We start from the raw sequence: 23,763 nt of genomic DNA on the forward strand, positions 1-23,763 counted from the left end.
GCCGCGCGGCCGGGACGGACGGCAGCCGCTACTCCGCGGCTGCCGGGTGTTCCGCGCCGGCCGGCTCCTCCCGGGCCGCCGGGTCCTGCGCGTCGGCGGGGCGGTCCGTGGCCGCCGGGTGCGGCGCGGCGCCCGGCGGCTCCTCGGCCGTCCCCGCGAGGGTGCTCCACCGGATGCGGGTGGCGGCCAGGGAGACGATCAGGGCCGAGACCGCCACCGCGGCCATGCCCGGCACGAGACCGGTCCAGCCCGCGATGAAGCCGATCAGGGCGGGCCCGATCAGGAGACCGGTGGTTCCCATGGCGGCCACCAGCGCCAGCGCGTCGGAACCGCGGGCCGCGGCGGCCACGTAGACGCACGGGGTGACGGCGGCGGCACCCAGGCCCACACAGGCGAACCCGAGCAGTGTCGGCACGACGCCCCCGGCCACCAGGGCCAGCGCCAGTCCGATGCCCGCCACGGCGCTGCCGACGCGGACGACACGTCCGTCGCCCCAGCGGCTGCGCCAGCGGTCGGCGAAGACGCGGGCCAGCAGCATCATGACCGAGACGACGGCGATGCCCATGGGCGCGACGCTCGCCGACGCCTTGGCGATCTCCTTCATGTAGAGGGCGGACCAGTCGTTCATGGCGCCCTCGGTGATGGTGCCGAACACCATGGCGCAGCCCATCCACAGGGTCGCGCGCCCGGGCAGGGTCAGACCCCTGCGGCGGCGGGCGTCCTTGTCCCCGGACTTGTCCCCGGACGGCGTCTTCGGCTCGCCCGGCGGGCTCTGCCCGGCCTCGTCGAGCAGGCCCCGGCGGGCGTAGGCGAGCAACAGCAGTAGCAGGACGACGGCCACGGCGAAGTGCGCCGTGACGGCGCCGGTCACGAGGCTGACCCCGGAGGCCAGCAGCGCGGCGCCGAGCAGACCCGCGCTGAACGTCGCGTGCAGCTGGGACATCACGGTGCGCCGGTAGCGCTTCTCCAGCGCGGCTCCCTGGGCGTTCATGGCCACATTCAGCGCGCCGACGGCCACACCGTCGCAGCAGATGATCAGCAGGGCCACCGGGTAGTCGGGCGCCTTCGACAGGGCCACGAGGAGGAGCGCCAGGCACAGGCCCGAGACCAGGGACAGCCGCCGTGAGCCCAGCCTCCGCATGAGGTGGGAGACGAGCGGGAAGGAGACCGCGGCCCCCACCCCGCAGGCCATCAGCAGCAGCCCCAGCTCCTGTTCGGACAGGTCCAGCCTGCTCTTGAGGGCCGGGAGCCGGGAGGTCCAGGTGGCGTACTGGAAGCCGAGGAAGCAGAACAGTGCCGCGACGGCCCACTTGGCGCGGTTCGACTCGTCACGGACGGGGTGCGCCGTCATCGGCCCGCCATCTTCCTGTTCGAGGGTCTGCCCGCGGGCAGCCTTATTGACATGTACAGTGCATCGGGGCCGTAGCCGGGCGGGACCTCGACGTCATGGCGGGGCCGGTAGCCCTGCCGGCGCCAGAAGCCCTCCAGGCCCGCGACCGCGACCAGCGACATCCGCTCGTAGCCCCGCTGCGCCGCGACGGCCGTGAGGTGGTCCACGAGCCGGCGGCCGAGGCCCCGGCCGCGGACGCGTTCGCCGACGACCAGGTCGTGCAGATGGAGGTTGCGGGTGCGGTGGGGGGCCTGCTCCGGCGTGCTCAGGTCCGGGAAGGCGGAGTCCGGATAGGGCAGGGCGAGGACGTAGCCCGCGATCCGGTCGCCCAGGTCGAGGACGAAACACGTCTCGGGGGAGGCCCGGCCCCGGGACTCCAGCGCGGCCTGCCCCTCGGTGAGGGCCGTCCCGGCGTACGCGGCCGCCTCCAGGGCGGCGACGGCGGGCCAGTCGGTGTCGGCGACGGCGCGTATGCGCGGCGGGTGCCCCACGTCAGCACGCCCCTTTCACGGAGTCGGCCGCGGCGTCCGGCGCCGGCCGCGTCCAGGCGCAGGGCAGCGGGCTGAACCCGTTGAACCCCTGGGTCATGTAACTGGTGGCGTAGGCGCCGGCGGACAGGATCCAGACCGGATCGCCCGAGGCCAGGTCCTCGGGCACCGGCGTGCGGTGGCCCTGCGCGCCGTAGGCGTCGTCGCTGTCGCAGGTCGGACCCGCCACGACGGCCGGCACCCGGGGGCCGTCGTGGCCGGGGAAGACCAGCCGGTGGCAGAGCTGGTCCATCTCGTAGAGCCCGTTGAACTTGCCGCAGCTGAGGTACAGCCAGCGCGCCAGGTCGCCGCCGGGCTGCCGCCGCGTGGTCAGGCGGTACACGTGCGCGCGGACTGCGCCGTGGTCGGCCACCAGGTGGCGGCCGGGTTCCATGACGAAATCGAGGGGCCGGGAGCCGACCTGCCGCAACTGGTCCATCCCCTCCCGGATGACGGCGAACATCTTGTCCAGCGGGGGAACGAGTTCGCGGCCGTGCCGGTCCAGATAGCCCTGGGCGGGCAGGCCGCCCCCGAGGTTGACGTGGTCCGGCGCGATGCCCCGCCCGGCGAGCGCCGCGATCACCTCGGCGAGCGAGTCGAACGCGTCCTGCCAGGCCTCGGAGGTCATCTGCTGCGAACCGACGTGCACGGACAGGCCCGCGGGGACCAGCCCGGCGGCGCGCGCCGCCTCCAGCACCCGGACGGCGTCCTCGCCGGAGCAGCCGAACTTCCGGCTCAGCCCCCACAACGCGCCCTCCCCGCTGGTGGCGAGGCGGCAGAAGACGCGTGAGCCGGGCGCGTGCGCGGCGACGGCCGCCACGTCCTGCTCGCTGTCGGTGGCGAAGGTGCGTACGCCCAGGCGGTGGGCCTCGGCGATGCCCGCGTCGGACTTCACGGTGTTGCCGTAGTGGATCCGCTCCGCCGGGGCGCCCGCGGCCAGGGCCTGCGTGATCTCGGCGGGGCTCGCCGCGTCGAAGCCGGCGCCCTCGCCCACCAGGCACCGCAGCACCTCGTCGACCGGGCATGCCTTCATCGCGAACCGGACGCGGATGCCGGGCAGTTCGTCCAGCAGGGCGCGGTACTGGCCACTGATGCCGGCGAGATCGTAGACGAGGCGGTCCGTGTCCGCGGCGGCCAGTGCGCGGGCCAGCCGCGCCGGTACGTCCGTACTCACCCGCTCGTACTCCCGATCGTGTCGCCGCGGGCCGCGCGCACCAGCGCCGCCCACGAGTCGGTCAGCAGGGCGAACTCCTCGATGTCGCGCTCGGCCTCGTCCAGCAGCCGCTCGCGGTCCGCCTCCAGTGACTGGGCGAACGTCTCGTAGCGGCCGCCGAGTTTGCGGTAGGCGGTGTCGACACGGTCCAGGCGCCACCGGTTCTCGGCCCGGTCCAGGCCGGTGCTCGCGCGCAGGTGAGCGGCGACGACGTCCGCCCGGACGTGCTGGTCGGCGTCCAGGAGGGACGGGCCCGCAGCGGCCATCCGGTCGTAGACGTCGTGGAAGTAGAGCATGGACAGGAGGAACTTCACGAACCGTCTCTGGTAGTCGTGGAAGCCCTCGTCCGTGCGCCGTTCCGGCGTGTAGAAGTTCTCGATGTGCCGGTTGTGCAGCACACCCGGCAGGGTCGCGTCGTGCACCAGGTGGATGAGGAAGTAGTCGCTGCCGATGGTGCTGGTCGCCGGGGGCAGCGGCACCCGCTCGTACACCTCGCGGCTGAAGCTGATGTTGCACATGTCCACCCGCATGGGGTCGACGAGGGTCAGCGTCGAGCGGTCCGCGGTGAACGGGGCGGTCCCGGCCCCGCGGAAGGACTCCTCGACCAGCTCCCGCTTGCGTTCTGCGGACCAGTGCCCGGGCGCCCACAGGCTCACGACCTCGTGGTACACGGCCTCGTCCAGCTCGGCCATCTCCCCGATGTCCACGGACAGTTCACCGACGAAGGAGGCACCGGCCATCGACACGGGACGCCCGGCGTGAGCCGGATCCAGGAGGGTCTCGGTCACGTCGTCCGACACCTGCGCGGCGGGCCGGCCGAGCGCGGACACCTCGTGGTGGACGGGGAAGACGGGAGCACCGTCCAGCATCTGGTAGGCGCTGTCGGAGTCCCTGCGGTGCACCGAGCGGCAGCCGAGGGCGGCGGCGATCAGGAAGGCGCGGTTGGTGCAGGCCCCGTAGGAGACCTCGGCCGGCAGCATCAGGGACAGCAGCCGGTCGGGCTCGGCGAGGGCGGCCCGTCCGATCGCGCGCCGCAGGAAGGCGCGCTGCCGCTCCTCGTCGAGGTGGTGCGCGACCACGCCCGGCACGGCGGGGAGCGCGGCCATGACCCGGGCGTGCTCGGCGCGGGTCCGCGCGTCGCTGGAGTCCAGGACGAGCAGGTGGACCTCGACCCCGAAGCGGCGCACCGCGTAGGCGGCCTCGTCGGCGACGGCCCTCAGGGTGGCCTGGCACGCCCGGTTCGTGGGCAGGGCCAGGCAGATGCGCTCGGGTGCGGTCGCCCGGGTCACGCGGCGCCCTCGCGTCCGCTCCAGGAGTCCAGTCCGAGCAGCTTGCGGCCCAGCGTGTCGAGGGTGGCGGGCCCGTACCGGTCGGCCTCGGGCCGATCGGCGTCGCCCAGCAGCGTCGGGTTCCAGTCGGGCGTGCTCAGGGTGCGCCACGACTCCACGCGCGAGCGCCGCAGTTCCTCGTGCTCCTCCAGCGCGGGCATCATGGACAGGTACTGCGCGGCACGCACCCCCTGCTCGGAGACGTTGGGCGCCACGCCATGGGCGAGCAGACCGTTGAAGATGAGCAGGTCACCGGCGCGGAGGTCGGGCCGCACCACCGGGAACTCGGTGCGGTCGACCGCCGGCCGGATCGGGTCCCGGTCGCGCGGCTGGCCGATCCGCCACTCCTCGAACCGCTTGAACAGTTCGGGCGCGCACTGGAAGCCGCCGAGGGCGGGGTCGGTGTCGTTGAGCGCGAGGATGCCCTGCACCCGCTGCGGCAGCACACCGAGCGTGGTGTCGACGTCCCAGTGCAGCTCGATGTCGAAGCCCTCGTCGGTGGGCGCGATCAGGGAACGCGAACGGTTGCCCCGGTTGGGCGGGTTGAGGTTGAGCCGGTCGAGGGTGACCCACAGCTCCTCGCAGTCCCAGACGTCGACGAAGGCGTCGTAGACGCGCTGCGTCTGCCGGTTGTCCCACAGGAGCTGGTGGTGGTACGCCTCGACGAAGCCGTACACGTGCAGGTCGCGGTCCAGGTCCGAACGGAACTCGCGCTCCTGGTACCAGGTGTCGGGACGGTCGGGGTCCAGGCCCTGGAACTCCCAGGCGAACTCCAGCAGGCTCTTCGCCGCGCCCGGTGAGACGGCGTCGCGCACGACGACGTACCCGTAGGTCTGCCAGAAGGCGAAGTCCTCCTCGGAGAGCACCCGCAGCGGCCGGGACTTCTCGATGTCCCGAAGCGGCGTGGAGGCGAGGTACGTCTCGCCGTCCGAGCTGAAGTAGGGGCGGGCCGAGGGAGCGCGGTGCAGATAGGGGGTGGATGCCGGCATGGAATCTCTCCAGGGCGTGTGGTTCTTCAGGGGCCGAGCGGCCGGGGCTCAGCTCTGCGCGGTGATCGAACTGAGGCCCTCTCAAGTTGGACTAGACCACTTGTGCTGTCAACGCGAGTCTGCCGAAGCTGCCCGCAAGTGCCGCTGAAATGCCGGTCGTTGCGTGTGTACGGTCCGAGTCGGCGGGCATGGCGAAGGGCGGCACGGAAGTCCGTACCGCCCTTCGCGCCGGGCTCCCGGCGCGCCCGATGACCGACCCTGGGCCGTCGTCCGCGGCCCGCGTGCCCGTGGCGCCCGGCTCCGTCGTCAGCCCGCGACGATGCGCTCCGCGGCGGCCACCCCGCACACGCGGGCCGCTCCGTGCGTGGCGATGTGCACGGCGCCGCGGGCGGGGGACTGGGGCACGCCCATCTCGACCACGATCGTGTCCGGCCGGGCGGCGAGCAGTACGTCCAGGCCCGCGCCCATCCACGCGTGGCGGTGCTCGTCGCGCACCACCGCGACGATCCGGCGCCCGTCCGCCGCCGCCAGGGCCGCGCTACCCGCGTCCGGGCCGGTGAAGGTGCCGGTCGTGGTGCCCGGCAGCAGCCGCTCCAGTGCGGCGCCGACGCCCCACGGCGTCTCGTGCCCGACGGCGATGTTCGGCGCCGGGTTGAACGTGGCGACGTAGACGGGCGCGTCGACGGGGCGTGCCGCCCCCGTGCCAATGACGGCCAGGGCGCGGCGGGCGGCGACGAGGCCCACCTCCGGGTCGGCCGGGACGTCCGCGTCCCGGCGCGCCCGGGCCGTCCACCGGGCCAGGCTCCGCACCCGGGCGGCGGCGTCCGCCAGCCGCTCCTCGGGGAGTTCGCCGGAGCGGACGGCGGCCACCAGGGCGTCGCGCATCTTCAGCACCGTGCCCTCGTCGCACAGCCCGCCGCCGACGCAGATGGCGTCGGCGCCCGCCTCGATGGCCAGCACGACCCCGTGCTCCAGACCGTACGTCCGCGAGATCGCCTGCATCTCGATGCCGTCGGTCACGATCAGGCCGTCGTAGCCCAGTTCGCCGCGCAGCAGCTCGGTGAGGATGCGCCGCGAGAGGGTTCCCGGCCGCTCCGGGTCCAGTGCGGGGACCAGGATGTGGGCGCTCATCACAGCACGCGTACCGGCCTCGATGGCCGCCCGGAACGGTACCAGTTCCCGCTTGTACAGCGTGTCCTCGTCGACGTCGATGCGCGGTATCGCGTGGTGCGAGTCGACGTTGGTGTCGCCGTGGCCGGGGAAGTGCTTGGTGCAGGCGGCGACACCGGCGGCCTGCATGCCCTCGACGTAGGCGGCCGTGTGCCGGGCCACGAGGTCGGTGTCCGCGCCGAAGGCCCGCACGCCGATGACCGGGTTCCCGGGGTCGGCGTTGACGTCGGCGGACGGCGCCCAGTTGAGGTTGACGCCGCACTCGGCGAGGCGGCGGCCCAGCTCGCGGGCGACGCGCCGGGTGAGGTCCGGGTCGTCGACGGCCCCGAGCGCGTGGCTGCCGGGGAAGGCGGAACCCGTGCGGACGTCCAGCCGGGTCACGTCCCCGCTCTCCTCGTCGATCGCGACCAGGAGGTCGTCCTGCTCCGCGCGCAACCGGGCCGTCAGCTCGGCGACCTGCTCGAAAGAGGCGACGTTGCGGCCGAACAGGGCGACGGCGGCCAGCCCTTCGCCGATTCGGCGGTGCACCCACTCGGGCGCGGTGGTGCCGGCGAATCCCGGCTGCAGCACCGCGAGGGCGTCGCGGGCGAGGGACTCGTTGCCGGTGGCACTCATGGTCATCGGGGGCGTCATCCTTTCGCGGCGCCGTCGCTCGGACCGCGCGCACAGCCTTGCCTTGCGGGGTGAGATGAAGGGCCGGGAACAGAGCCCCGGACGGGACGCGGCCCGGGCGTCGGCAGCCGCCCGGTGTCCACCGGGGGCCGTGCGCGCACGGCTTCGTCGCGGACGCGCGGCAGTCCCCCTCCTTCAGGTGATGCGCCGGCATACGCCCCCCGGTGCCGGCCCGCCGGCTCGCCGCGCGCCGCGAACCCGGGATCCGGCACCGATTGGTGTAGACCTTCACCGGGGAGCTTGGCCTAGACTTTTGTCCGACGTCAAGGCGGCCGCACCGTCCGGTGCGACCGGTGCGGCCGTCCGCCCCGGCTGCCTTCCGGCGCTGTCCCTCGCGGCAGTCCGCGCCGCGGCGCGCGCCCTCGCGGCCGAAGCCCCGCGCGGGTGTGCCACGGGCACGTCGCGGGAGCGCCGCCGTCTCATCTGGACTGGACCAATGGCGAGTTGAGGGCTATAACGGGAGGCCGGTGAGACGGCCGGGAAGGCAGGCCTTGACCATCGTTGTCAGCAGCGCCCGACACGAGCGGCCCGCCACGGGCCGCGGCGCGCGGGTGCCCAAGTACTACCGCGTCAAGCAGCACGTTCTGGAACTGACGGAGGCGCTGGTGCCCGGCTCCCGCATGCCCGCCGAGCGATTACTCGCCCTCCGGTTCGACACCTCGCGTACCACCGTCCGGCTGGCCCTCCAGGAACTCGCCAGTGAGGGCCGGCTCGACCGCGTACACGGGAAAGGCACGTTCGTGGCCCGCCCCAAACTCCGACGTACTCTCCGACTCACCTCCTACACCGAGGAGTTGCGCGCCCAGGGCCTCAGACCCGCCACGCGGATCCTGGACATCGGCGAAAGGGACCCGGACGCCCGGCTCACCCGCCTGCTCGGGCTCGGCCCCGGCGAGCGCGTGCTGCGCCTGGAACGGCTGCGGCTGGCCGACGGCGTGCCCACGGCGATCGAGACGACCCATCTGCCGGCCCACCGCTTCCCGGACCTGCACCGCTCCCTGGCCGCCCACGGCTCCCTGTACACCGCGCTCGCCGAGGACCACGGCGTGCGCCCCGCCGAGGCCGAGGAGACCATCGAGACCGCCGTCGCCACCCCGCGCGAGGCCGCACTCCTCGCCACCGACGTGGGGCTCCCCATGCTGCTGCTCACCCGCCACTCCCGCGACGACGACGGACTCCCGCTGGAGTGGACCCGCTCCGTCCACCCCGGCTCCCGCCACACCTTCACGGTGCCCCTGACACGTCCCCGGCGGTGAACCACCCGGCGCGCCGGAACCACGTCCCCCCACTCCCGCCACCGTCCCCGCCCCACAGCCCCACCACATCGATCCAGGGATGTCATGACAAGCACGACGAGATGGGCATGACGTGACCGACACCACCGCACTGGAGGCCCTCGCGCAGACCCTGGTCGACGCACGGGAAGCCGCCTGCCTCACCCAGGAGGACCTGGCCCGCCGGTCCGGACTGAGCGTACGGGCCATCCGCAACCTGGAGACCGGCCACACCGCCCGGCCCCGCACCCAGTCACTGCGGCTGCTCGCCCAGGCCCTCGGCCTGCAACCCGGCGACATCGGGCGCCTGTTGCGCACCCCCCGCAGCGGGCACCGCCCGGGCCCACGGCCCACGGCCCTTCCCGCCTCGGCCGCCGTCTCCGTCTCCGCCTCGGCCGAACTCCCAGCGGCCCCCCGCCCCCGCCTCGCCGGCCGTCAGACGCTCCTGGACCAGATGGGCGCCCACCTCCGCGCGCAGGAACACCGCCCCGGCCACCAACGGCTCGCGGTGGTGGTGGGCCCACCCGGCGCCGGGAAGACCTCGCTGATCCTGCGTGCCGCCCACACCGTGCGCGAACGCTTCCCCGACGGCCAGATCTTCGTGGACCTGCACCCCACGGCCTCAGCCCCGCTCACCCCCGACCGGCTGGTCCGCCGCATCCTGCGCTCCCTCGGCGCCGCCCCCGACCCGGACGGGCCCGAAGAAGCCGGTGCCCGGCTGCGCGACCTGCTCAGCAGACGACGTGTCCTCGTCGTCCTCGACAACGCCGACACCGAAGCACAGGTGCGTCCCCTGCTCGTCGACGACGTGCGCAGCGCGGTGCTCGTCGCCGCCCGGCGCGAACTGCTCGCGCTGCCCGGTCAGTTGCCCTACCGGATCGGCGCGCTCGACCGGCCCGACGCCCACCGGCTGCTGGACGACCTCGTCGGCGCCGCGCGCATCCGGGCGGAACGCTCGGCGGCCACCGACGTCGTGGAAGCCTGCGCGCGGCTGCCGCTGGCCCTGCACATCGCCGGGCTGTGGCTCACCACCCGCCCCCACCGGTCCCTGCGCGACCTGGCGCACCGCCTGGCCGACGAGGAACAACGCCTGCGCGTCCTGCGTGTCGGCGACCTGTCCTTGCAGGACAGCGTCGCCGCCCACCACCAAGGGCTCCCGCCGCAGATCACGACCGCCCTGAACCGACTCGCGGCGCTGCGGGGCGACTTCGGCACCGAGGAGGTGACGGCCCGCGTCACGCCGTCGGAAGTACACGCGGCGGACCTCCTCGACGAACTGCTGCACCGGCAGGTCACCCACGTCAGCGGAACCGACGGTAAGGGACGGGCCCGCTACCGCCTGCACGACGCCGTACGCCTGTACACGGCCCACTGCCTCGCGGCCCCGCCCGGCAACCACGTCGGCCCCGTCCTCGTCGGCCTGCCCCGGCCGATGCTCACGCCGCGCCGGAGGGACCAACGGCTGCGCGCCGCCACCTGACCGGGCGCGGCCACCGGCTGTCCGGACCGTCCGGGACACCGCCGCGCCTTCGTGCGCGCGGTGTCCCGGACTGCCGTCCGGACGCCAGGGCGAACAGCGCTCCCTCCCGGTCGGCAGGCTCCTCCGGCCAGTTGACGTAATACGGCATATCGCCACGGACCACCCGGGCCCTCCGCCATACTCGACGCGTCAGCCCCCACGAGGCCAAGGCCGCGCCGCATCCGATCCGGTGCGATGGCCTCCGACACCCCTGTGGAGCACATGATGCGCAAGCAGCTCGCGGCAGGTCTCGGCACGCTGGTGCTCACCGCCGCCACGCTTCTCGGCCAGGCCGGAGCCGCCGGAGCCCAGACCGCCGCGGACCCCACCAGCCATTTCGACGTCCCCTACGGCAACACCTACACCAAAGGCACGCTGACCTGGCACAACCGGTCGGTCAGCATCTCCGGCGAACACAAGTCCGTGAGCCCGACGTCCTGTCGGACGACCTGGCTGACGACGTACAGCGGCACGAAGCCCCTCGCGGCCGACGGCTACCGCCCGTCCGTGTGCAACGCGTCCGCGAAGTTCGCCTTCTCCGTCGTGGCGGACGCCTCCGGCGGCGCCACCCGCGTCAAGGTCTGCCTCGACCACAAGGGCATCGAGGATCTGGCCTGCAAGTACTACAGGCACCCCTGACCGCTCCCGCGGCCCCCTTCCCGCACCGCCCCTTGACCCGCCACCGGCACGCCCTGATATGGTCCATCCGATTCCCGGGGCCGCACTCGACGGCCCCCGGTCTCGGCCCGACCGAGCCGCCGCGGACTTCTCCGCCCCTCGCGTCCGACGAACCACCGCCCTCCTGAGCGTGTTCCTCGGCCCTCCGGCATCCGCGACAGCGACCGCCCCCCCCCCGCACGGGCGGGCGGCCACGATCGGACACCCGCACAACACCCCACCGGCGACAGCCCGGTGGGGTTTCGCTGTTTCTCCAGCCGGTGCCGCCCTCCACAGCGCCCCCGGCCGACCACCCCTGCGCCGCGCCTGGCCGCGGCCCACCCCTGTTGGGAGCCCGCATGACGTCCACCTCACCGCAGCGACCACCCGGAGCACCCGTCCCGGACGGAACTCCGGCCCCCGGCACCGACAAGGAGATCTGCGACAGCGAACCGAAGGACCCGCCCATCCCGTTGCGCCGCCTTCCCGGCTTCCGCTGGTTCTGGATGTCGCGCGCGGCGTCCGGACTCGGCTCCGCCGTGACCGCGGTGGCGCTGCCCGTCCTGACCTTCCAGGAGACCCGCTCGCCCCTGATGGTCTCCCTGGTCGCGGCGGCCGGCACCCTGCCCTACGTGGTCTTCGGGCTGATCGCCGGGGCCGTCGCCGACCGGACCGACCGGCGGCGCCTGATGATCGCCACCGACTGGCTCAACGCGGCCTGCCTCGCCTCCGTCCCGCTCGCCGCGGCCCTGGGCGTGCTGACGGGCGGGCACCTCGTCGCCGTCGCCCTCGCCTCGGCGGCGCTCGGGCTCTTCTTCGACGCGGGCGTGTACGGATTCGTCCCCGACATCGTAGGCAAGGACAACCTGGCCGGGGCCAACAGCGCCCTCTACGGCGCCGAGACCGTCGTACGGATCGCGGGCAACGCGCTGGCGGGCGGCCTGATCCTGCTCTTCCAGCCCGCCCGCACCCTGGCCCTGGACGCCCTGTCCTTCGCCGTGTCCGCGCTGCTCATCAAGGCCGTCGCGCGCACCGCCCAACGCCCCGGCGCACCGGCGGGGCACCGCCCGGCGTTCGGTGAGTCCGTCCGCGAGGGGCTCCGCTTCCTGCTCCGGCACCCCACACTGCGCGTGATGGCCCTGGTCGGCACCCTCCAGTCGTTCTCCGGCGGGGCGATCGTCGGACAGCTCGCCGTCTTCGCCGACCGGGTGCTGGGCGTCCACGGTTCCGACGGGCGGATCGGGCTGCTGTACACGGCGTGGAGCGCCGGAGGCATCGGCGGGTCCGTGCTGCTGCCCCGGCTGCGGCGCCGCTTCGCGGCCTTCCCCCTGCTGCTCGGGGTCCTGCCGGTCGGGGCCGTGCTCGGCCTGGTCCTCGTCCGCACCTCCGACTGGCGGATCGCCCTCCTCGCGCTGGCCGCGTGGGGATCGGCGTACCTCGTGGTCCTGGTGAACACGATGACCTACTCCCAGGAAGTGACACCGGCCGAACTGCAGGGCCGTGTCAACACCACCCGCCGGATGCTCTCCTCCGGCCTGGGCGTCCCGCTCGGCGCGCTGGTGGCCGGGACGCTCACCGTCCGCGTCGGCGTCCAGGCCGGGATGTCCACCGCCGTCGTGGCGATCGCCCTCGCCGCGGCCGTGGTCTGGGGCGTCCAGGTGCGCAGGTGGGCAGGGACCAGGACACGGACGTAGCGGCGGCGTCCCCCGACTGTTCACGCGGGATCCGTCCCGCCGTGGCCCTGCCGCCCCGAACGGCCGCTTGACTCCTGGGTCGTTCACACGAACCGGAGGGCGAGATGGCACGAGAGTTCGCACGGCGCACGTTCCTCACCGCGGCCGGCGGAGCCGTCACCGCCGCCGCGGTCGGGACGCCCGCCCACGCCAGTGACGACGCCCGGGACGCGGGCACCGCGCACGAACTGGTGGACGTACAACTGCTCAACATCACCGATCTGCACGGCTACTTGCAGGCGGCGCCGGGCAGCACCGCCGTCATCACCGGAGCCGGTGGCAGGACGTACACCGTGGGCGGGGTCGGCTACCTCGCCGCGCACCTGAAGCGGTTGCGGGACGGCCGCCGCAACTCCCTCTTCTTCGCGCCCGGAGACCTCTTCTCCGGCTGGGAGTTCGATGCCGAGAGCCTGGCCGACGAGCCGACCGTCGAAGCACTCAACCGGCTCGGCCTGGACTTCGCGACCGCGGGCAACCACGAGTTCGACAAGTCCCCGGCCTTCCTGACCGCGCACATGGAGAACGGCGTGCCCTTCCCGCGCGTCGGCGAGGACGACGCCTTCCCCGACTCCACCGGCCGGAGGTTCCGCGGCGCCGACTTCCGCTACTACAGCGCCAACATGGTGTGGTCGCGCACCGGCCGCACCGTACTGCCGCCGTACAACATCGAGTGGGTGGACGCCGGGAAGGGGCGCAGACTGCCGATCGGCTTCATCCACCTGACCGCCGTGGGCACCGACACCGGGTCCACCTCCTACCAACCCGCACTCTCCTCGCTCGACGAGATCACCACCGCCAACCGCCGTGCCGCCGAACTCAAGGCGCGCGGCGTCAACGCGATCGTGCTGAGCATGCACGACGGAGCGGTCGCCGGCAGCGACTTCACCACCGGCAGCAACCCCTCGGGCCCCGCCTACGACCTGGCGCTCAAGGTCTCCCCGGACATCGACGCCATCGTCACCGGCCACTGGCACTGCCGTTTCGCGATGATGGTCCCGGACCCGGAAGGGGTGCCCCGGCCGTTCGTCGAGGCGGGCTGCCACGGCCAGTTGGTGAACGAGATCAACCTCCGCCTCGACCCGCGCACCGGCAAGGTCGTCCGCGCCCTGACGACCACCACCAACCACCCCAACACCCGCGACATCGCCCCGGACCGCGAGCTGCAGCAGGTGGCCGACTACTGGGAGGGCTACGCCGCCCGGCGCGCCCGCACCCCCATCGGCAGGCAGACCGCCTCCTTCACCCGGGTGCGCGACGACAGCGGCGAGAGCACCATGGGCGACCTGGCGGCCGACTGGGCGCTGTGGGCCGGCCGGCAACCGCTCGGCCCGATGAACGACGGCAACGACCAACCGAACACCCCCGCCGAACTCGCCCTGATCGTCACGGCACCGCAGGTCGGCCAGAGCGTCATCAACCACGACCTCCCGCACGACACCGCATCAGGCGGGACCGTCACCTTCGGGCAGGCCTGGAACGCCCTCGGCTACGGCGACCCGGTCCTGACGGTGACCGTCACCGGCCGCCAGCTCCACGACGCCCTGGAGCAGCAGTGGACCCACGCGGCCGACGGCAGCCTGCGGTTCGCGCCGCTGGCCGTGTCGCGCAACGTCCGCTACGCCTTCGACGCCACCGGCCCCGCCGGGGACCGCGTCGACCCGGCCGACGTCCTCGTCGACGGCCGCCGCCTGGACCTCTCCCGCCGTTACCGGCTGGCGGCGACCGCGTACACGCTGCTGGGCGCCGACGGGTTCACCGCGTTCGCGGGATTCCGGGAGCCGGTCCGGCACGTGCGCGACTTCGAGAGCTTCGTGGCGTTCGTCCGGCGGCACAAGGTGATCGCTCCGGCCGCCCGTGACCGGGTGACGGTCCGCAACGCCGCCGCTCCCGCGGCCCGCCTCGGTGAGATCAGCACGCCTCGCGCGGCCCTCGGCGCCCAGGGGGCGGCGGCCGGCTCGCGCACCGAGGCCGCGCAACTCGCCCGCGCGGGGAACGCGGGGCGCGGGTTCCGCGTCCCGTGCTGAGGAGCGGCCGCGGCCCGTGCTCCGGAGCGTGCGGCTCGCACCACCAGGACCGCATGACGCAGGCCCCCGCCGCGGACCGGATGACGCGGACCGGATGACGCAGGCCCCCGCCGCGGACCGCATGCCGCGGACCGCATGCCGCGGACCGCATGCCGCGGACCGCACGACGGGGACCGCATGACGCAGGGGGCAGTGCCAGGCGCACTGCCCCCTGCGTGGCCGCGGTCTGCGGATCAGGCGACCGGCGCGGCGGCGGTGTCGGACTCCTCGGCGAGGCGCTCCATGCCGCTGGTGGTCTTCAGCGGCTTCTCCTTGAGGAAGACGACGGTGATCAGCGCCAGCAGCGCGCAGGGCGCGGCGACGAGGAACAGGTCGGCGGTGGCGACGCCGTAGGCGTGCTCGACGATGGACCGCATCGGGCCCGGCAGGGACTTCATGTCGGGCACCCCGCTCGTGCCGCCCTGCTGCCGGCCGGCGGCGGGCGTGACACCGGCCGCCTTCAGGCCCTTGGCCAGCTCCGTGGTGACCCGGTGCGCGAGGATCGCGCCGAGGACGCTGGTACCGACCGTGCCGCCCATGCTGCGGAAGAAGGACAGCACGGAGGTGGCGGCGCCCAGCTCGGCGGCCGGCACGTCGTTCTGCGCGGCCAGCACCAGGTTCTGCATCAGCATGCCGACGCCGACCCCCAGCACCGCCATGTAGAGGCTGAGCAGGGCGAAGGAGGTGTCGGCGTCGATCGTGGACAGCAGGGCCAGGCCGACGGTCATCGTGACCGCGCCCGCCACCAGGTACCGCTTCCACTTGCCGGTCTTGCTGATGACCTGGCCCGCCACGGTCGAGGAGACCAGCAGGCCGAGGATCATGGGCAGGCTCATCAGGCCGGCGACGGTCGGGGACTTGCCGAGCGACACCTGGAAGTACTGCGAGAGGAAGACCGTACCGCCGAACATGGCGACACCGACGAAGAGGCTCGCGACCGTCGTGAGCGTCACCGTCCTGTTGCGGAAGATGCTCAGCGGGATCACCGGCTCGGCGGTGCGCGCCTCGACGAGGACGGCGGCGACGAGCAGCAGCAGTCCGCCGCCCGTGAGCGCGGCCGTCTGCCAGGAGGCCCAGTCGAACTGGTTGCCCGCGAGGGAGACCCAGATGAGCAGGGCGCAGACGCCGCCCACGATGAGGAAGGCGCCCAGGAAGTCGATCTTCACCTCGCGCCGGACGGTGGGCAGGCTCAGTGTGCGCTGGAGCAGCGCGATGGCCAGCAGCGCGAACGGCACCCCGATGAAGAAGCACCAGCGCCAGCCCAGCCAGGACGTGTCGACCAGGACACCGCCGACCAGCGGTCCGGCCACCGTGCCGACCGCGAAGACGGCGCCGAACATGCCGGCGTACTTGCCCAGCCTGCGCGGCGGGATGACGGAGGCCATGACGACCTGGGCCAGTGCGGTCAGGCCGCCCGCGCCGATGCCCTGGACCACCCGGCTGAAGATCAGCAGTCCCACGCCGTGGGAGAAGCCGGCCAGCAGCGACCCCACGACGAACATGCTCAGCGACAGCTGGAGCAGCAGCTTCTTGTTGTACAGGTCCGACAGCTTGCCCCACAGCGGCACCGTCGCCGTCATGGACAGCAGCTCGGCGGTGACGACCCAGGTGTACGCGGACTGGCTGGCGCCGAGGTCGGCGATGATCGTGGGCAGGGCGTTGGACACCACGGTGCCCGCCAGGATCGCCACGAACATGCCGGCCATCAGGCCGGACATGGCCTGGAGTATCTGACGGTTGGTCATGGCGGTGGGAGACGCCTCTTCAGGCGCCTGCAGTGAGGTCACGACAGCTCTTTCGACACAGGTGAACGTGGTGGACGGGTGATCCGCGCGGCGGCACGGAGAAAGTGGTGGGGGGAGTGAGGCGGTGGTGGGGCGGCAGTGCGGCAGGGGTGAGGGGGCGGAGCGGGACCCGGGCCGCGGAGTCGGCTACGACAGGGTCCCGGGCCCGGGTGGCGTCGGCAGTCCCGCGGCGAGCAGTTCGAAGACCTCGCGGAAGACGTCCGCGAAGGCGGCCTCCTCCTGGCGTGAGCACCAGTGCTCGACGCTGACCCGCACGGCGGTGCTCGCGATGGCGGCCACCAGACGCGGATAGAGGCCGACCGTCCGGGGCGGCTCCCCGGTGTCCGGGGAGGGGCGGCCGGGGGAGCCGGGGTCGGCGGTCAGCCGTTCGGCGATGGCCTCGGCCAGCCGGGTCTCGTCCGCCATGTGGGCGCCGAGGCTGCGGACGAGGAGGTGCGGTGCGGCGTGCAGCACGTCGGCCTGCAGGGTCCACAGCTCGTGCTGCTGCTCGACCCCCACCAGTTCGGCCGCCACGCCGTCGCGGACGGCCTCCAGCGGGGAGAGGCCGGCCGGCGCGGCGAGCACGGCGTGCCGGACCCGGGCGGCGGCGTCCGCGTCGAGGAGCAGGAAGGCGTCGTCCCGGGACTCGAAGTAGTTGAAGAACGTACGCACCGAGACGCCCGCCGCGGCGCTGATGGCCTCCACGGTGACCTTGTCCACCCCGTGCTCGGCGGCCAGGCGCACCGCGGCCTCGGTGAGAGCGGCGCGCGTCGCCCGCTTCTTCCGTTCCCGCAGCCCGCCCCGAGCGGTCTCTTCCTCCGTCACAATGTGCATGTTATGCAAAAGTGCAGAGCATGCAAAATGCGGTGCCTCAGCTGCAGGACCCGTACGTCGCGCACCCTTGACGCCGCCCCCGCTGGTCCTTAACGTCATCTCTGCTTCCGCCGGACTTTCCGCGGAGCTTGGGCAGGCACAGACAAAGACCACCTGTCGGTGGCGTCGTCGTGCCTGCTTTTCGTGTGCCGCGTGCTGCCGGCGGGTCTTCCCCTAAGGCGGACTCATGGCACAACGTCCGGGCGTCTACGGCGTCGCCGACGTCGTGGCTCTCATCGACGGGCTGGGAAGGATCTCCGGTCGGGCGAGGGTCATCTGGTACCTGGTCTTCGGCGGACTCTTCCTCGACGCCTACTCCTACCTCGTCGAGATCATGCCCGCGCCGATCACCGGCCGGATGAGCCAGGAGGCCCGGCGTGCGCTGTCGCCGTCCGTCGCCACGGCTTCGTCGAGACAGCCGAGGACGTGGCTCTGGCCCTCTCCCTCGGCTCGGTCGCCGCCGCCACCTCCGACCCCCGCCTGTGGCACCTGCGCCGCGACCACCTCCCTCCCGAACCCCCGGAGTAGTCCCACCGTGAGCTTCACCGTCATCGCCCGCTACCGCTGCCTGCCCGGCCGCCAGGACACCGTGCTGAGCCTCCTGGACCAGGTGGCCGCCGCCTCCCGCGAGGAAGCGGGCTGCCTCGGCTACCGCGTCCACCAGGGCAGCGAGGAACCCCCGCGTCCTCGCCCTGTACGAGGAGTACGCCGCCGAGGCGGACTTCGCCGCCCACTGCCGCACCGCCCACTTCCAGGACATCGTCCTGGCCCAGGTCGTCCCGCTCCTGGAGAGCCGCGACGTCCTGCGCTGCGCACCCCGCGCGGAGGTGACCGCGTGAAGACCCGCGCCGCCGTCCTCCGCGAGATCTCCCGCAGCCGCCCCTACGACCGCACGCGCCCCGTGGAGATCGAGGAACTGCGCCTCGGCACCCCGCGCGAGGGCGAGGTGAGGGTGCGCACGGCCGCCGCCTCGCTCTGCCATTCCGACCTGTCCGTCGTCAACGGCGACCGGGTACGGCCGCTGCCGATGGCGCTGGGCCACGAGGCGGTCGGGGTGGTCGAGGAGGCGGGCCCCGGCGTCGACCGCCTCGCCCCCGGCGACCACGTCGCGCTCGTCTTCGTACCGGGCTGCGGCTACTGCCCGCGCTGCAACGAGGGCCGGCCCGCGCTGTGCGACCGGGCCGCCGCCGCCAACGGCTCCGGCGCCCTGCTGCACGGCCCGTCCCTGCTCACGGACGCCTCAGGCGGCCCGGTCCACCACCACCTGGGCATCTCGGCCTTCGCCGAACACGCCGTCGTGGCCCAGGAGTCGGTGGTGCCGATCGCCTCCGACGTGCCGTTCGCCGTCGCCTCCCTGTTCGGCTGCGCCGTGCTCACGGGCGCCGGCGCCGCCATCAACACCGCACGCCTGGGGCCCGGCCGGTCCGCCGTCGTGTACGGCCTCGGCGGGGTCGGCCTGTCCGCCGTGCTCGGGGCCCGCGCCGCGGGCGCGAGCCCGATCGTCGCCGTCGACCCGGTGCCCGCCAAGCGCGAACTGGCCCTGAGGCTCGGTGCCACCCACGCCTTCGCCCCGGACGAGGCGGTGGAGGCCGTGCGCGACCTGACCGGCGGGGGAGCGGAGGTGGCGATCGAGGCGGTCGGCAGCCCGCGGGTGATGGCCGCGTGGCTGGACACGGTGGGCCGCGGCGGCACGGTCGTCCCGGTCGGCCTCCCGGCACCCGGCCGGCCCCTCGAAGTCCCCGCGCTGGCGTTCGCCGGCGAGGGCAAGAGCATCGTCGGCTCCTACATGGGCGACGCGGTGCCACGCCGCGACATCCCGCGCTTCCTCGGCCTGTGGCGCGCCGGCCTGATGCCGGTGGAGGAACTGCACACCCACACCCTCGCCCTCGACGACATCAACACGGCCCTGGAGGAACTCGCCTCGGGCCGCGCGGTGCGCCAGGTCGTCGACACCTCGGGCCTGCTCTCGGCGGCCGGGCGGGCGTGAGGACACCGGCCACCGCACACCGGACACGGCCCTTCACCGGTCCGCCCTGACGGCACCCCGCATGCCCGCGGGGACGGACACGGCACCGCACCGGCCCGTCTCCCCCTCACCGGGGGAGGCGGGCCGGTGCCGTCAGCAGCCGGCCGACGTGCAGGGCGCAGTTGCGGTCGGCGAGGAGTTCCGGCCGGAGGGCGGCAGGTCCCGAGCGATCCGAAAAATGGTATTCCATTTTGCCGCACAACTCTTGACGGTGCTCTTCCGTGCTCATTACGTTCTGGGCCAACGGAAGCGCTCTTCCGGTTTGTGGAAATCCCGTACTCCCTCCCCCCTGAAACCCAGGAGTCCTGCATGACTGCCCTGGAAGACCGGTCGTCCGTGGAGATCGACGTCACCGCCACCAGCTCCGCCCTCTACACCTACGACCTCGCCCCGACGAAACGGGAAGGGCGCCGCTGGGGCGCCTACAACGTCTTCACGCTCTGGGCCAACGACGTGCACAGTCTCGGCAACTACGCCTTCGCCATCGGCCTGTTCGCCCTCGGGCTCAACGTGTGGGGCATCCTGGCCGCCTTCGCGCTCGCCTCCGTCCTGCTTTTCCTCCTGCTGACCCTCTCCGGCTTCATGGGACACAAGACGGGCGTCCCCTTCCCCGTCATGAGCCGGATCGCCTTCGGCGTCAAGGGCGCGAAGATACCGGCCGCCGTCCGCGGCCTCGTGGCCGTCGCCTGGTTTGGTATCCAGACCTACCTCGCCTCGGCCGTCCTGAGTACCCTCCTGGTCGCCATGTTCCCGGGACTGAGCCGCCTGGACACCAACTCCCTGCTGGGCCAGTCGAGTCTGGGCTGGATCACGTTCCTGGCGCTGTGGGGCCTGCAAGTGCTCATCGTGAGCTACGGCATGCAGATGATCCGCCGCTACATGGCCTTCGCCGCGCCCACCACCCTGCTCACCATGTGCGCCCTGGCGGTGTGGATGTTCGTCCGCGCGGGCGGCTCCGTCTCCCTCGACGACGGACGGCCGCTCACCGGCGGCGCGATGTGGCTCCAGGTGCTGCAGGCCGCCGCCCTGTGGGTGGTGATCTACGGGACGTTCGTGCTCAACTTCTGCGACTTCACCCGCTCCGCGCGCAGCCGCGGCTCGATCGTCCGCGGCAACGTCGTCGGTATCCCGGTGAACATGCTCTTCTTCGCCTGCATCGTGGCGGTTCTCAGCGGAGCCCAGTTCAAGCTCGACGGACGCGTCATCACCAGCCCCACGGACATCGTCAGGACCATCCCGAACATGTTCCTGCTGGCCGTCGCCTCACTGGCGCTGATCGCGCTGACCGTCGCCGTGAACCTGCTGGCCAACTTCGTGGCGCCGATCTACGCCCTGGTCAACCTGTTCCCCCGGCGGCTCGACTTCCGCAGGGCCGGCCTGGTGAGCGCGGGCCTGGGCCTGGTCATCACACCCTGGAACCTGTACAACAACCCGGTCGCCGTGAACTACTTCCTCGGCGGCCTCGGTGCCCTGCTCGGCCCCCTCTTCGGCGTGATCATGGCGGACTACTGGATGCTGCGGAAGTCCCGCGTGAACGTGCCCGCCCTGTACACCGAGGACCCGCACGCCGACTACCACTACCGCCGCGGCTACAACCCGCGCGCCATCGCCGCCTTCGTCCCGAGCGCCGCGGTCGCCGTCACCGTCGCCCTGGTGCCGCTCTTCCACTCCGCGGCCGGATTCTCCTGGTTCGTCGGTGCCGCCCTCGGCGCCGTGCTGTACACGGCCCTCGCCGACCGTGCCACGCCCGTCCGTGACCTGGACGGCGAGGCCATCGCCGTCGCCGCGGAATAGCCCGCCCGAGCAGAAGGCAGAAGGCCCGCTCCCATGCGCATCCTCATCGTCAACGTCAACACCACCCGGTCCATCACCGACGCGATCGGCAAGCAGGCGGCCGGCGCCGCCTCACCGGGTACGGAGATCGTCCCGCTGACCCCCTCCTTCGGCGCGGAGTCCGTCGAGGGCAACTACGAGAGCTACCTCGCCGCCGTCGCCGTCATGGAGACGGTCCGCGCCCACCCCGGCCCGTACGACGCCGTGATCCAGGCCGGGTACGGCGAACACGGACGCGAAGGACTCCAGGAACTGCTCGACGTCCCCGTCGTCGACATCACCGAGGCGGCGGCGAGCACGGCCCGGTTCCTGGGCCGCAGCTACTCCGTCGTCACGACCCTCGACCGTACGGTCCCCTTGATCGAGGAGCGGCTGGAGGTGGCCGGGCTGAGTGCCAGATGCGCCTCCGTCCGCGCCACCGGGCTCCCCGTACTCGCCCTGGAACAGGACGAGCGGGCCGCCGCGGACGCCATCGCCGAACAAGCCGTGCGCGCGGTGGCCGACGACCGTGCCGAGGTCATCTGCCTGGGCTGCGGCGGCATGGCCGGCCTGGCCGGACAGGTCGCGGAACGCACCGGGGTCCCGGTCGTCGACGGAGTGAGCGCCGCCGTGACGATCGCCGAGTCCCTGGTCCGCCTCGGCCTGTCCACCTCCAAGGTGCGCACCTACGCGCCGCCGCGGCCCAAGCACATCGCCAACTGGCCCCCGCGAACCGCCTGACCCGCCCCGCCCGCCGGGGGACCCGTCCTGGCCACGGGGTATCCTGACGGGCCGCCCGGCCGCTGAGCAGCACGGACGCGGACGGTGCCGGAACGGGAGGGGAGCCGGCACGGACGGTGCCGGAACGGGACGGGAGACGAAGGACGACGATGGCGGTGGCAGAGGACTACGTGCCCGAGTCCGAGCGCGTGACGCGGCAACTGCGCGACGAGATCCTCGACGGCGTACGGAAACCCGGCAGCCGTCTGGTCGAGCGCGAACTGGCCGAGGCGCTGGGCGTGAGCCGGCTCCCGGTGCGCGAGGCGCTGAAGACACTGGTGTCCGAAGGGCTGGTGACACCACGGCCGAGGACCTGGGCGGTGGTGCGCGAGTTCACCGCGAGCGACGTCGCCGATCTCGACGAGGTCCGTTCGGCCCTGGAGACCCTGTCCTTCCGGCTCGCCGCGCACCGGCACACACGCGCCGGGCTCCAGCGACTGCGCGCGGACCTGGACGCCGAACTGGAAGCGGCCCGCGCCGGCGACGCCGTACGGGCCCGCCGGGCCGCGGCCGACTTCCACCAGACCGTCACCACCCTGGCCGCCAACGAACTGCTCAACGAACTCGACCGCGTCCTCAGCAGCCGCATGCGGTGGTTCCGGGGCCAGCACGACGACCTGCTGGGCGTGGCACTGGAACACGAGGCCCTCTACCAGGCCATCGCGGAACGCGACGTCCAGCGGGTCGAAGCGCTCGTCCTGAAACACCTGGCGACCGGCCGCAGCGCGGCCCTGGGCCACCGCAACCAGGCCCACGGACAGGATGGCGGACAGGACGGCCACCAGGACTGACCGAACCCGTCGGCCGGCCGGGACGGCGCAGCACACCGCGACGGGGGCCGCTACCGGCCGCCCGCCGCCGACCGGTCCGCCTCCCGCTCGGCCCTGCGCGCCTCCCGCTCCGCCACGCCGACCGCGTCGGCGGCTGCCCGCAGCCGCCGCTCGGCCTCCTCCCGCTCCCGCTCGGCCCGCCGCAGCCCTTCCCCGGCCCGGCGCACCTCCTCCTCGGCCGCAGACAACCGCTTCCGGGCCTGGCCGCACGAATCGCCCGCCCGCCGGGCCCGTGCGTCGGCCTCGGCGTGTTCTGCCCGCAGGGCGTTCAGCCGCTGTCCGGCCTCCTCGGCCGCCTTCCTGGCCGCCGCGAGCCGCGCCTCCCGTTCCCGGCGCCGCTCGGCCGGCTCGTCCTTCTCCTGAGGGCCGGCCGGTGCGGCCGTGGCGGCCGGCCGACGCGCCGTCGGGGCCGCCCCGGACGCCGGACCGCTGTCGCCGGGGAACACCGAGGGCGGGGTGAGCGCGCTGTGCAGCCGGCCGGCGGCCCACTGACCGGCGGCCTCAGTGTCGCTGAGCACGGCGCGCAGGGTGGACTCCAGCTCCTGGCGCACCGCGTCGGACAGCGGGTGCCCCGCGTCCCGGGCGAGCCGCGCCCCCTGCCGGGACAGGGCGGCGACGACGCGTCGGCGCCGGGCGGACAACTCCCGCAGCCCGTCGGCGTCCAGGCTGCGGTAGGCCTCGCGCAGCGCCTGCCCCAGCTCCAGGAACTGCTCGCTCTCCGCCGGGCGGGAGCGCAGCAGCAGGTTGGCCGCCCAGGCCGCCAGGGTGGGGCGCCGCGCGGCATGGATCCGTCGGGCGTCCTCGGCGCGTCCGTCGGCCCTGGCCGCACCCGCCAGCTCCTCACGGCGGGCGACGAAGTCGGCCGGCGGCACGGTGTAGAGGCCGTCGAGGGCCGAGTCCACCTCGTGCCCCGTGCCGCCGCGCCGGTCCTCGCGCCTCATGATCCCCAGGCTCCACCGCCCGGGGCCCTCCCGCATCCGGAAGGCCCCTGCCGCGCGGGCTGTCCGCGACCGTCCACGGCCGCGCCGTCCGTCCCGTCGTCCGCGCCGCCGCCGACCGTCGTGGCCGACGAGGCCGCCGTGCACCGCGATGCGCGGCCGCAACGGATCGCGCGCTCCCGCGT

18 protein-coding genes and 1 pseudogene are annotated in these 23,763 nt (G+C 73.4%); 10 read left to right on the forward strand and 9 right to left on the reverse strand.

All coding sequences use genetic code 11. The annotated features are described in order from the left end of the window. Nucleotides 1-28: 28 nt before the first annotated feature. The 6 genes from AB0G56_RS25175 to AB0G56_RS25200 all read right to left on the reverse strand — a co-directional run bounded on the left by AB0G56_RS25175 (nucleotide 29) and on the right by AB0G56_RS25200 (nucleotide 7,238). Nucleotides 29-1,351, reverse strand: coding sequence for an MFS transporter (locus AB0G56_RS25175; protein WP_360972975.1), 1,323 nt, complete (start codon nucleotides 1,349-1,351; stop codon nucleotides 29-31). Then, nucleotides 1,348-1,881, reverse strand: coding sequence for a GNAT family N-acetyltransferase (locus tag AB0G56_RS25180; protein ID WP_360972977.1), 534 nt, complete (start codon nucleotides 1,879-1,881; stop codon nucleotides 1,348-1,350). Before AB0G56_RS25180 ends, AB0G56_RS25175 begins: the two co-directional genes overlap by 4 nt. Nucleotide 1,882: 1 nt before the next feature. Further along, nucleotides 1,883-3,091, reverse strand: coding sequence for a type III PLP-dependent enzyme (locus tag AB0G56_RS25185; RefSeq protein WP_360972979.1), 1,209 nt, complete (start codon nucleotides 3,089-3,091; stop codon nucleotides 1,883-1,885). Further along, the gene (locus AB0G56_RS25190) at nucleotides 3,088-4,419 is read right to left on the reverse strand and encodes a DUF6271 family protein (protein WP_360972981.1); all 1,332 of its coding nucleotides are present in this window, start codon (nucleotides 4,417-4,419) and stop codon (nucleotides 3,088-3,090) included. The genes AB0G56_RS25185 and AB0G56_RS25190 overlap by 4 nt, the downstream gene beginning before the upstream one ends. Further along, the gene (locus AB0G56_RS25195) at nucleotides 4,416-5,447 is read right to left on the reverse strand and encodes a phytanoyl-CoA dioxygenase family protein (protein ID WP_360972983.1); all 1,032 of its coding nucleotides are present in this window, start codon (nucleotides 5,445-5,447) and stop codon (nucleotides 4,416-4,418) included. The genes AB0G56_RS25190 and AB0G56_RS25195 overlap by 4 nt, the downstream gene beginning before the upstream one ends. 306 nt (nucleotides 5,448-5,753) lie before the next feature. Then, entirely contained in the window at nucleotides 5,754-7,238 is a 1,485-nt protein-coding gene (locus AB0G56_RS25200) for a glycoside hydrolase family 3 protein (RefSeq protein WP_360972985.1), read from the reverse strand. A 542-nt stretch (nucleotides 7,239-7,780) separates the two neighbouring features. Here AB0G56_RS25200 and AB0G56_RS25205 point away from each other — a divergent pair. The 5 genes from AB0G56_RS25205 (at nucleotide 7,781) to AB0G56_RS25225 (ending at nucleotide 14,496) form a co-directional block, all read left to right on the forward strand. Beyond that, nucleotides 7,781-8,545, forward strand: coding sequence for a GntR family transcriptional regulator (locus tag AB0G56_RS25205; protein ID WP_360972987.1), 765 nt, complete (start codon nucleotides 7,781-7,783; stop codon nucleotides 8,543-8,545). Between the two features lie 112 nt (nucleotides 8,546-8,657). After that, nucleotides 8,658-10,043: an AAA family ATPase gene (locus AB0G56_RS25210; RefSeq protein WP_360972989.1), complete on the forward strand. Its 1,386-nt coding sequence runs from the start codon at nucleotides 8,658-8,660 to the stop codon at nucleotides 10,041-10,043. A gap of 234 nt (nucleotides 10,044-10,277) precedes the next feature. Then, nucleotides 10,278-10,721, forward strand: coding sequence for a hypothetical protein (locus AB0G56_RS25215; RefSeq protein ID WP_360972991.1), 444 nt, complete (start codon nucleotides 10,278-10,280; stop codon nucleotides 10,719-10,721). A 377-nt stretch (nucleotides 10,722-11,098) separates the two neighbouring features. Next, nucleotides 11,099-12,433 carry an MFS transporter gene (locus AB0G56_RS25220; protein ID WP_360972993.1) on the forward strand — a complete coding sequence of 445 codons (1,335 nt, stop codon included), beginning with the start codon at nucleotides 11,099-11,101 and terminating at the stop codon, nucleotides 12,431-12,433. 104 nt (nucleotides 12,434-12,537) lie between these two features. Beyond that, the gene (locus tag AB0G56_RS25225) at nucleotides 12,538-14,496 is read left to right on the forward strand and encodes a bifunctional metallophosphatase/5'-nucleotidase (protein ID WP_360972995.1); all 1,959 of its coding nucleotides are present in this window, start codon (nucleotides 12,538-12,540) and stop codon (nucleotides 14,494-14,496) included. A 233-nt stretch (nucleotides 14,497-14,729) separates the two neighbouring features. On the opposite strand, the gene AB0G56_RS25230 is transcribed toward AB0G56_RS25225, so the two are convergent. Then, on the reverse strand, nucleotides 14,730-16,280 hold the full coding sequence (locus tag AB0G56_RS25230; RefSeq protein ID WP_360973099.1) for an MDR family MFS transporter: 1,551 nt from the start codon (nucleotides 16,278-16,280) through the stop codon (nucleotides 14,730-14,732). 186 nt (nucleotides 16,281-16,466) lie between these two features. Further along, a complete protein-coding gene (locus tag AB0G56_RS25235; RefSeq protein WP_360972997.1) occupies nucleotides 16,467-17,153 on the reverse strand; it encodes a TetR/AcrR family transcriptional regulator in 687 nt (228 codons plus the stop codon). 574 nt (nucleotides 17,154-17,727) lie between these two features. Here AB0G56_RS25235 and AB0G56_RS25240 point away from each other — a divergent pair. The 5 genes and pseudogenes from AB0G56_RS25240 (at nucleotide 17,728) to AB0G56_RS25260 (ending at nucleotide 22,601) form a co-directional block, all read left to right on the forward strand. Beyond that, nucleotides 17,728-18,031: pseudogene (locus tag AB0G56_RS25240) on the forward strand (putative quinol monooxygenase). Continuing rightward, a complete protein-coding gene (locus tag AB0G56_RS25245; protein ID WP_360972999.1) occupies nucleotides 18,028-19,179 on the forward strand; it encodes a zinc-binding dehydrogenase in 1,152 nt (383 codons plus the stop codon). Before AB0G56_RS25240 ends, AB0G56_RS25245 begins: the two are co-directional and overlap by 4 nt. A 348-nt stretch (nucleotides 19,180-19,527) precedes the next feature. Then, nucleotides 19,528-21,012, forward strand: coding sequence for an NCS1 family nucleobase:cation symporter-1 (locus AB0G56_RS25250; protein ID WP_360973001.1), 1,485 nt, complete (start codon nucleotides 19,528-19,530; stop codon nucleotides 21,010-21,012). Between the two features lie 33 nt (nucleotides 21,013-21,045). Then, nucleotides 21,046-21,771 carry an aspartate/glutamate racemase family protein gene (locus tag AB0G56_RS25255; RefSeq protein ID WP_360973003.1) on the forward strand — a complete coding sequence of 242 codons (726 nt, stop codon included), beginning with the start codon at nucleotides 21,046-21,048 and terminating at the stop codon, nucleotides 21,769-21,771. Between the two features lie 149 nt (nucleotides 21,772-21,920). Continuing rightward, nucleotides 21,921-22,601: a GntR family transcriptional regulator gene (locus AB0G56_RS25260; protein WP_360973005.1), complete on the forward strand. Its 681-nt coding sequence runs from the start codon at nucleotides 21,921-21,923 to the stop codon at nucleotides 22,599-22,601. 50 nt (nucleotides 22,602-22,651) lie between these two features. On the opposite strand, the gene AB0G56_RS25265 is transcribed toward AB0G56_RS25260, so the two are convergent. Next, entirely contained in the window at nucleotides 22,652-23,581 is a 930-nt protein-coding gene (locus AB0G56_RS25265) for a hypothetical protein (protein WP_360973007.1), read from the reverse strand. Nucleotides 23,582-23,763 lie beyond the last annotated feature (182 nt).

The organism is Streptomyces sp. NPDC021356, assembly GCF_040641015.1.
In the GTDB taxonomy this organism is placed as follows: Bacteria; Actinomycetota; Actinomycetes; order Streptomycetales; family Streptomycetaceae; genus Streptomyces.

Coding starts and splice junctions, on each gene's coding strand:
- AB0G56_RS25175 (WP_360972975.1), bottom strand. CDS start 1,351: ATGACGGCGCACCCCGTCCGTGACGAGTCGAACCGCGCCAAGTGGGCC.
- AB0G56_RS25195 (WP_360972983.1), bottom strand. CDS start 5,447: ATGCCGGCATCCACCCCCTATCTGCACCGCGCTCCCTCGGCCCGCCCC.
- AB0G56_RS25200 (WP_360972985.1), bottom strand. CDS start 7,238: ATGACCATGAGTGCCACCGGCAACGAGTCCCTCGCCCGCGACGCCCTC.
- AB0G56_RS25215 (WP_360972991.1), top strand. CDS start 10,278: ATGGCCTCCGACACCCCTGTGGAGCACATGATGCGCAAGCAGCTCGCG.
- AB0G56_RS25220 (WP_360972993.1), top strand. CDS start 11,099: ATGACGTCCACCTCACCGCAGCGACCACCCGGAGCACCCGTCCCGGAC.
- AB0G56_RS25225 (WP_360972995.1), top strand. CDS start 12,538: ATGGCACGAGAGTTCGCACGGCGCACGTTCCTCACCGCGGCCGGCGGA.
- AB0G56_RS25230 (WP_360973099.1), bottom strand. CDS start 16,280: ATGACCAACCGTCAGATACTCCAGGCCATGTCCGGCCTGATGGCCGGC.
- AB0G56_RS25235 (WP_360972997.1), bottom strand. CDS start 17,153: ATGCACATTGTGACGGAGGAAGAGACCGCTCGGGGCGGGCTGCGGGAA.
- AB0G56_RS25250 (WP_360973001.1), top strand. CDS start 19,528: ATGACTGCCCTGGAAGACCGGTCGTCCGTGGAGATCGACGTCACCGCC.
- AB0G56_RS25255 (WP_360973003.1), top strand. CDS start 21,046: ATGCGCATCCTCATCGTCAACGTCAACACCACCCGGTCCATCACCGAC.
- AB0G56_RS25260 (WP_360973005.1), top strand. CDS start 21,921: ATGGCGGTGGCAGAGGACTACGTGCCCGAGTCCGAGCGCGTGACGCGG.
- AB0G56_RS25265 (WP_360973007.1), bottom strand. CDS start 23,581: ATGAGGCGCGAGGACCGGCGCGGCGGCACGGGGCACGAGGTGGACTCG.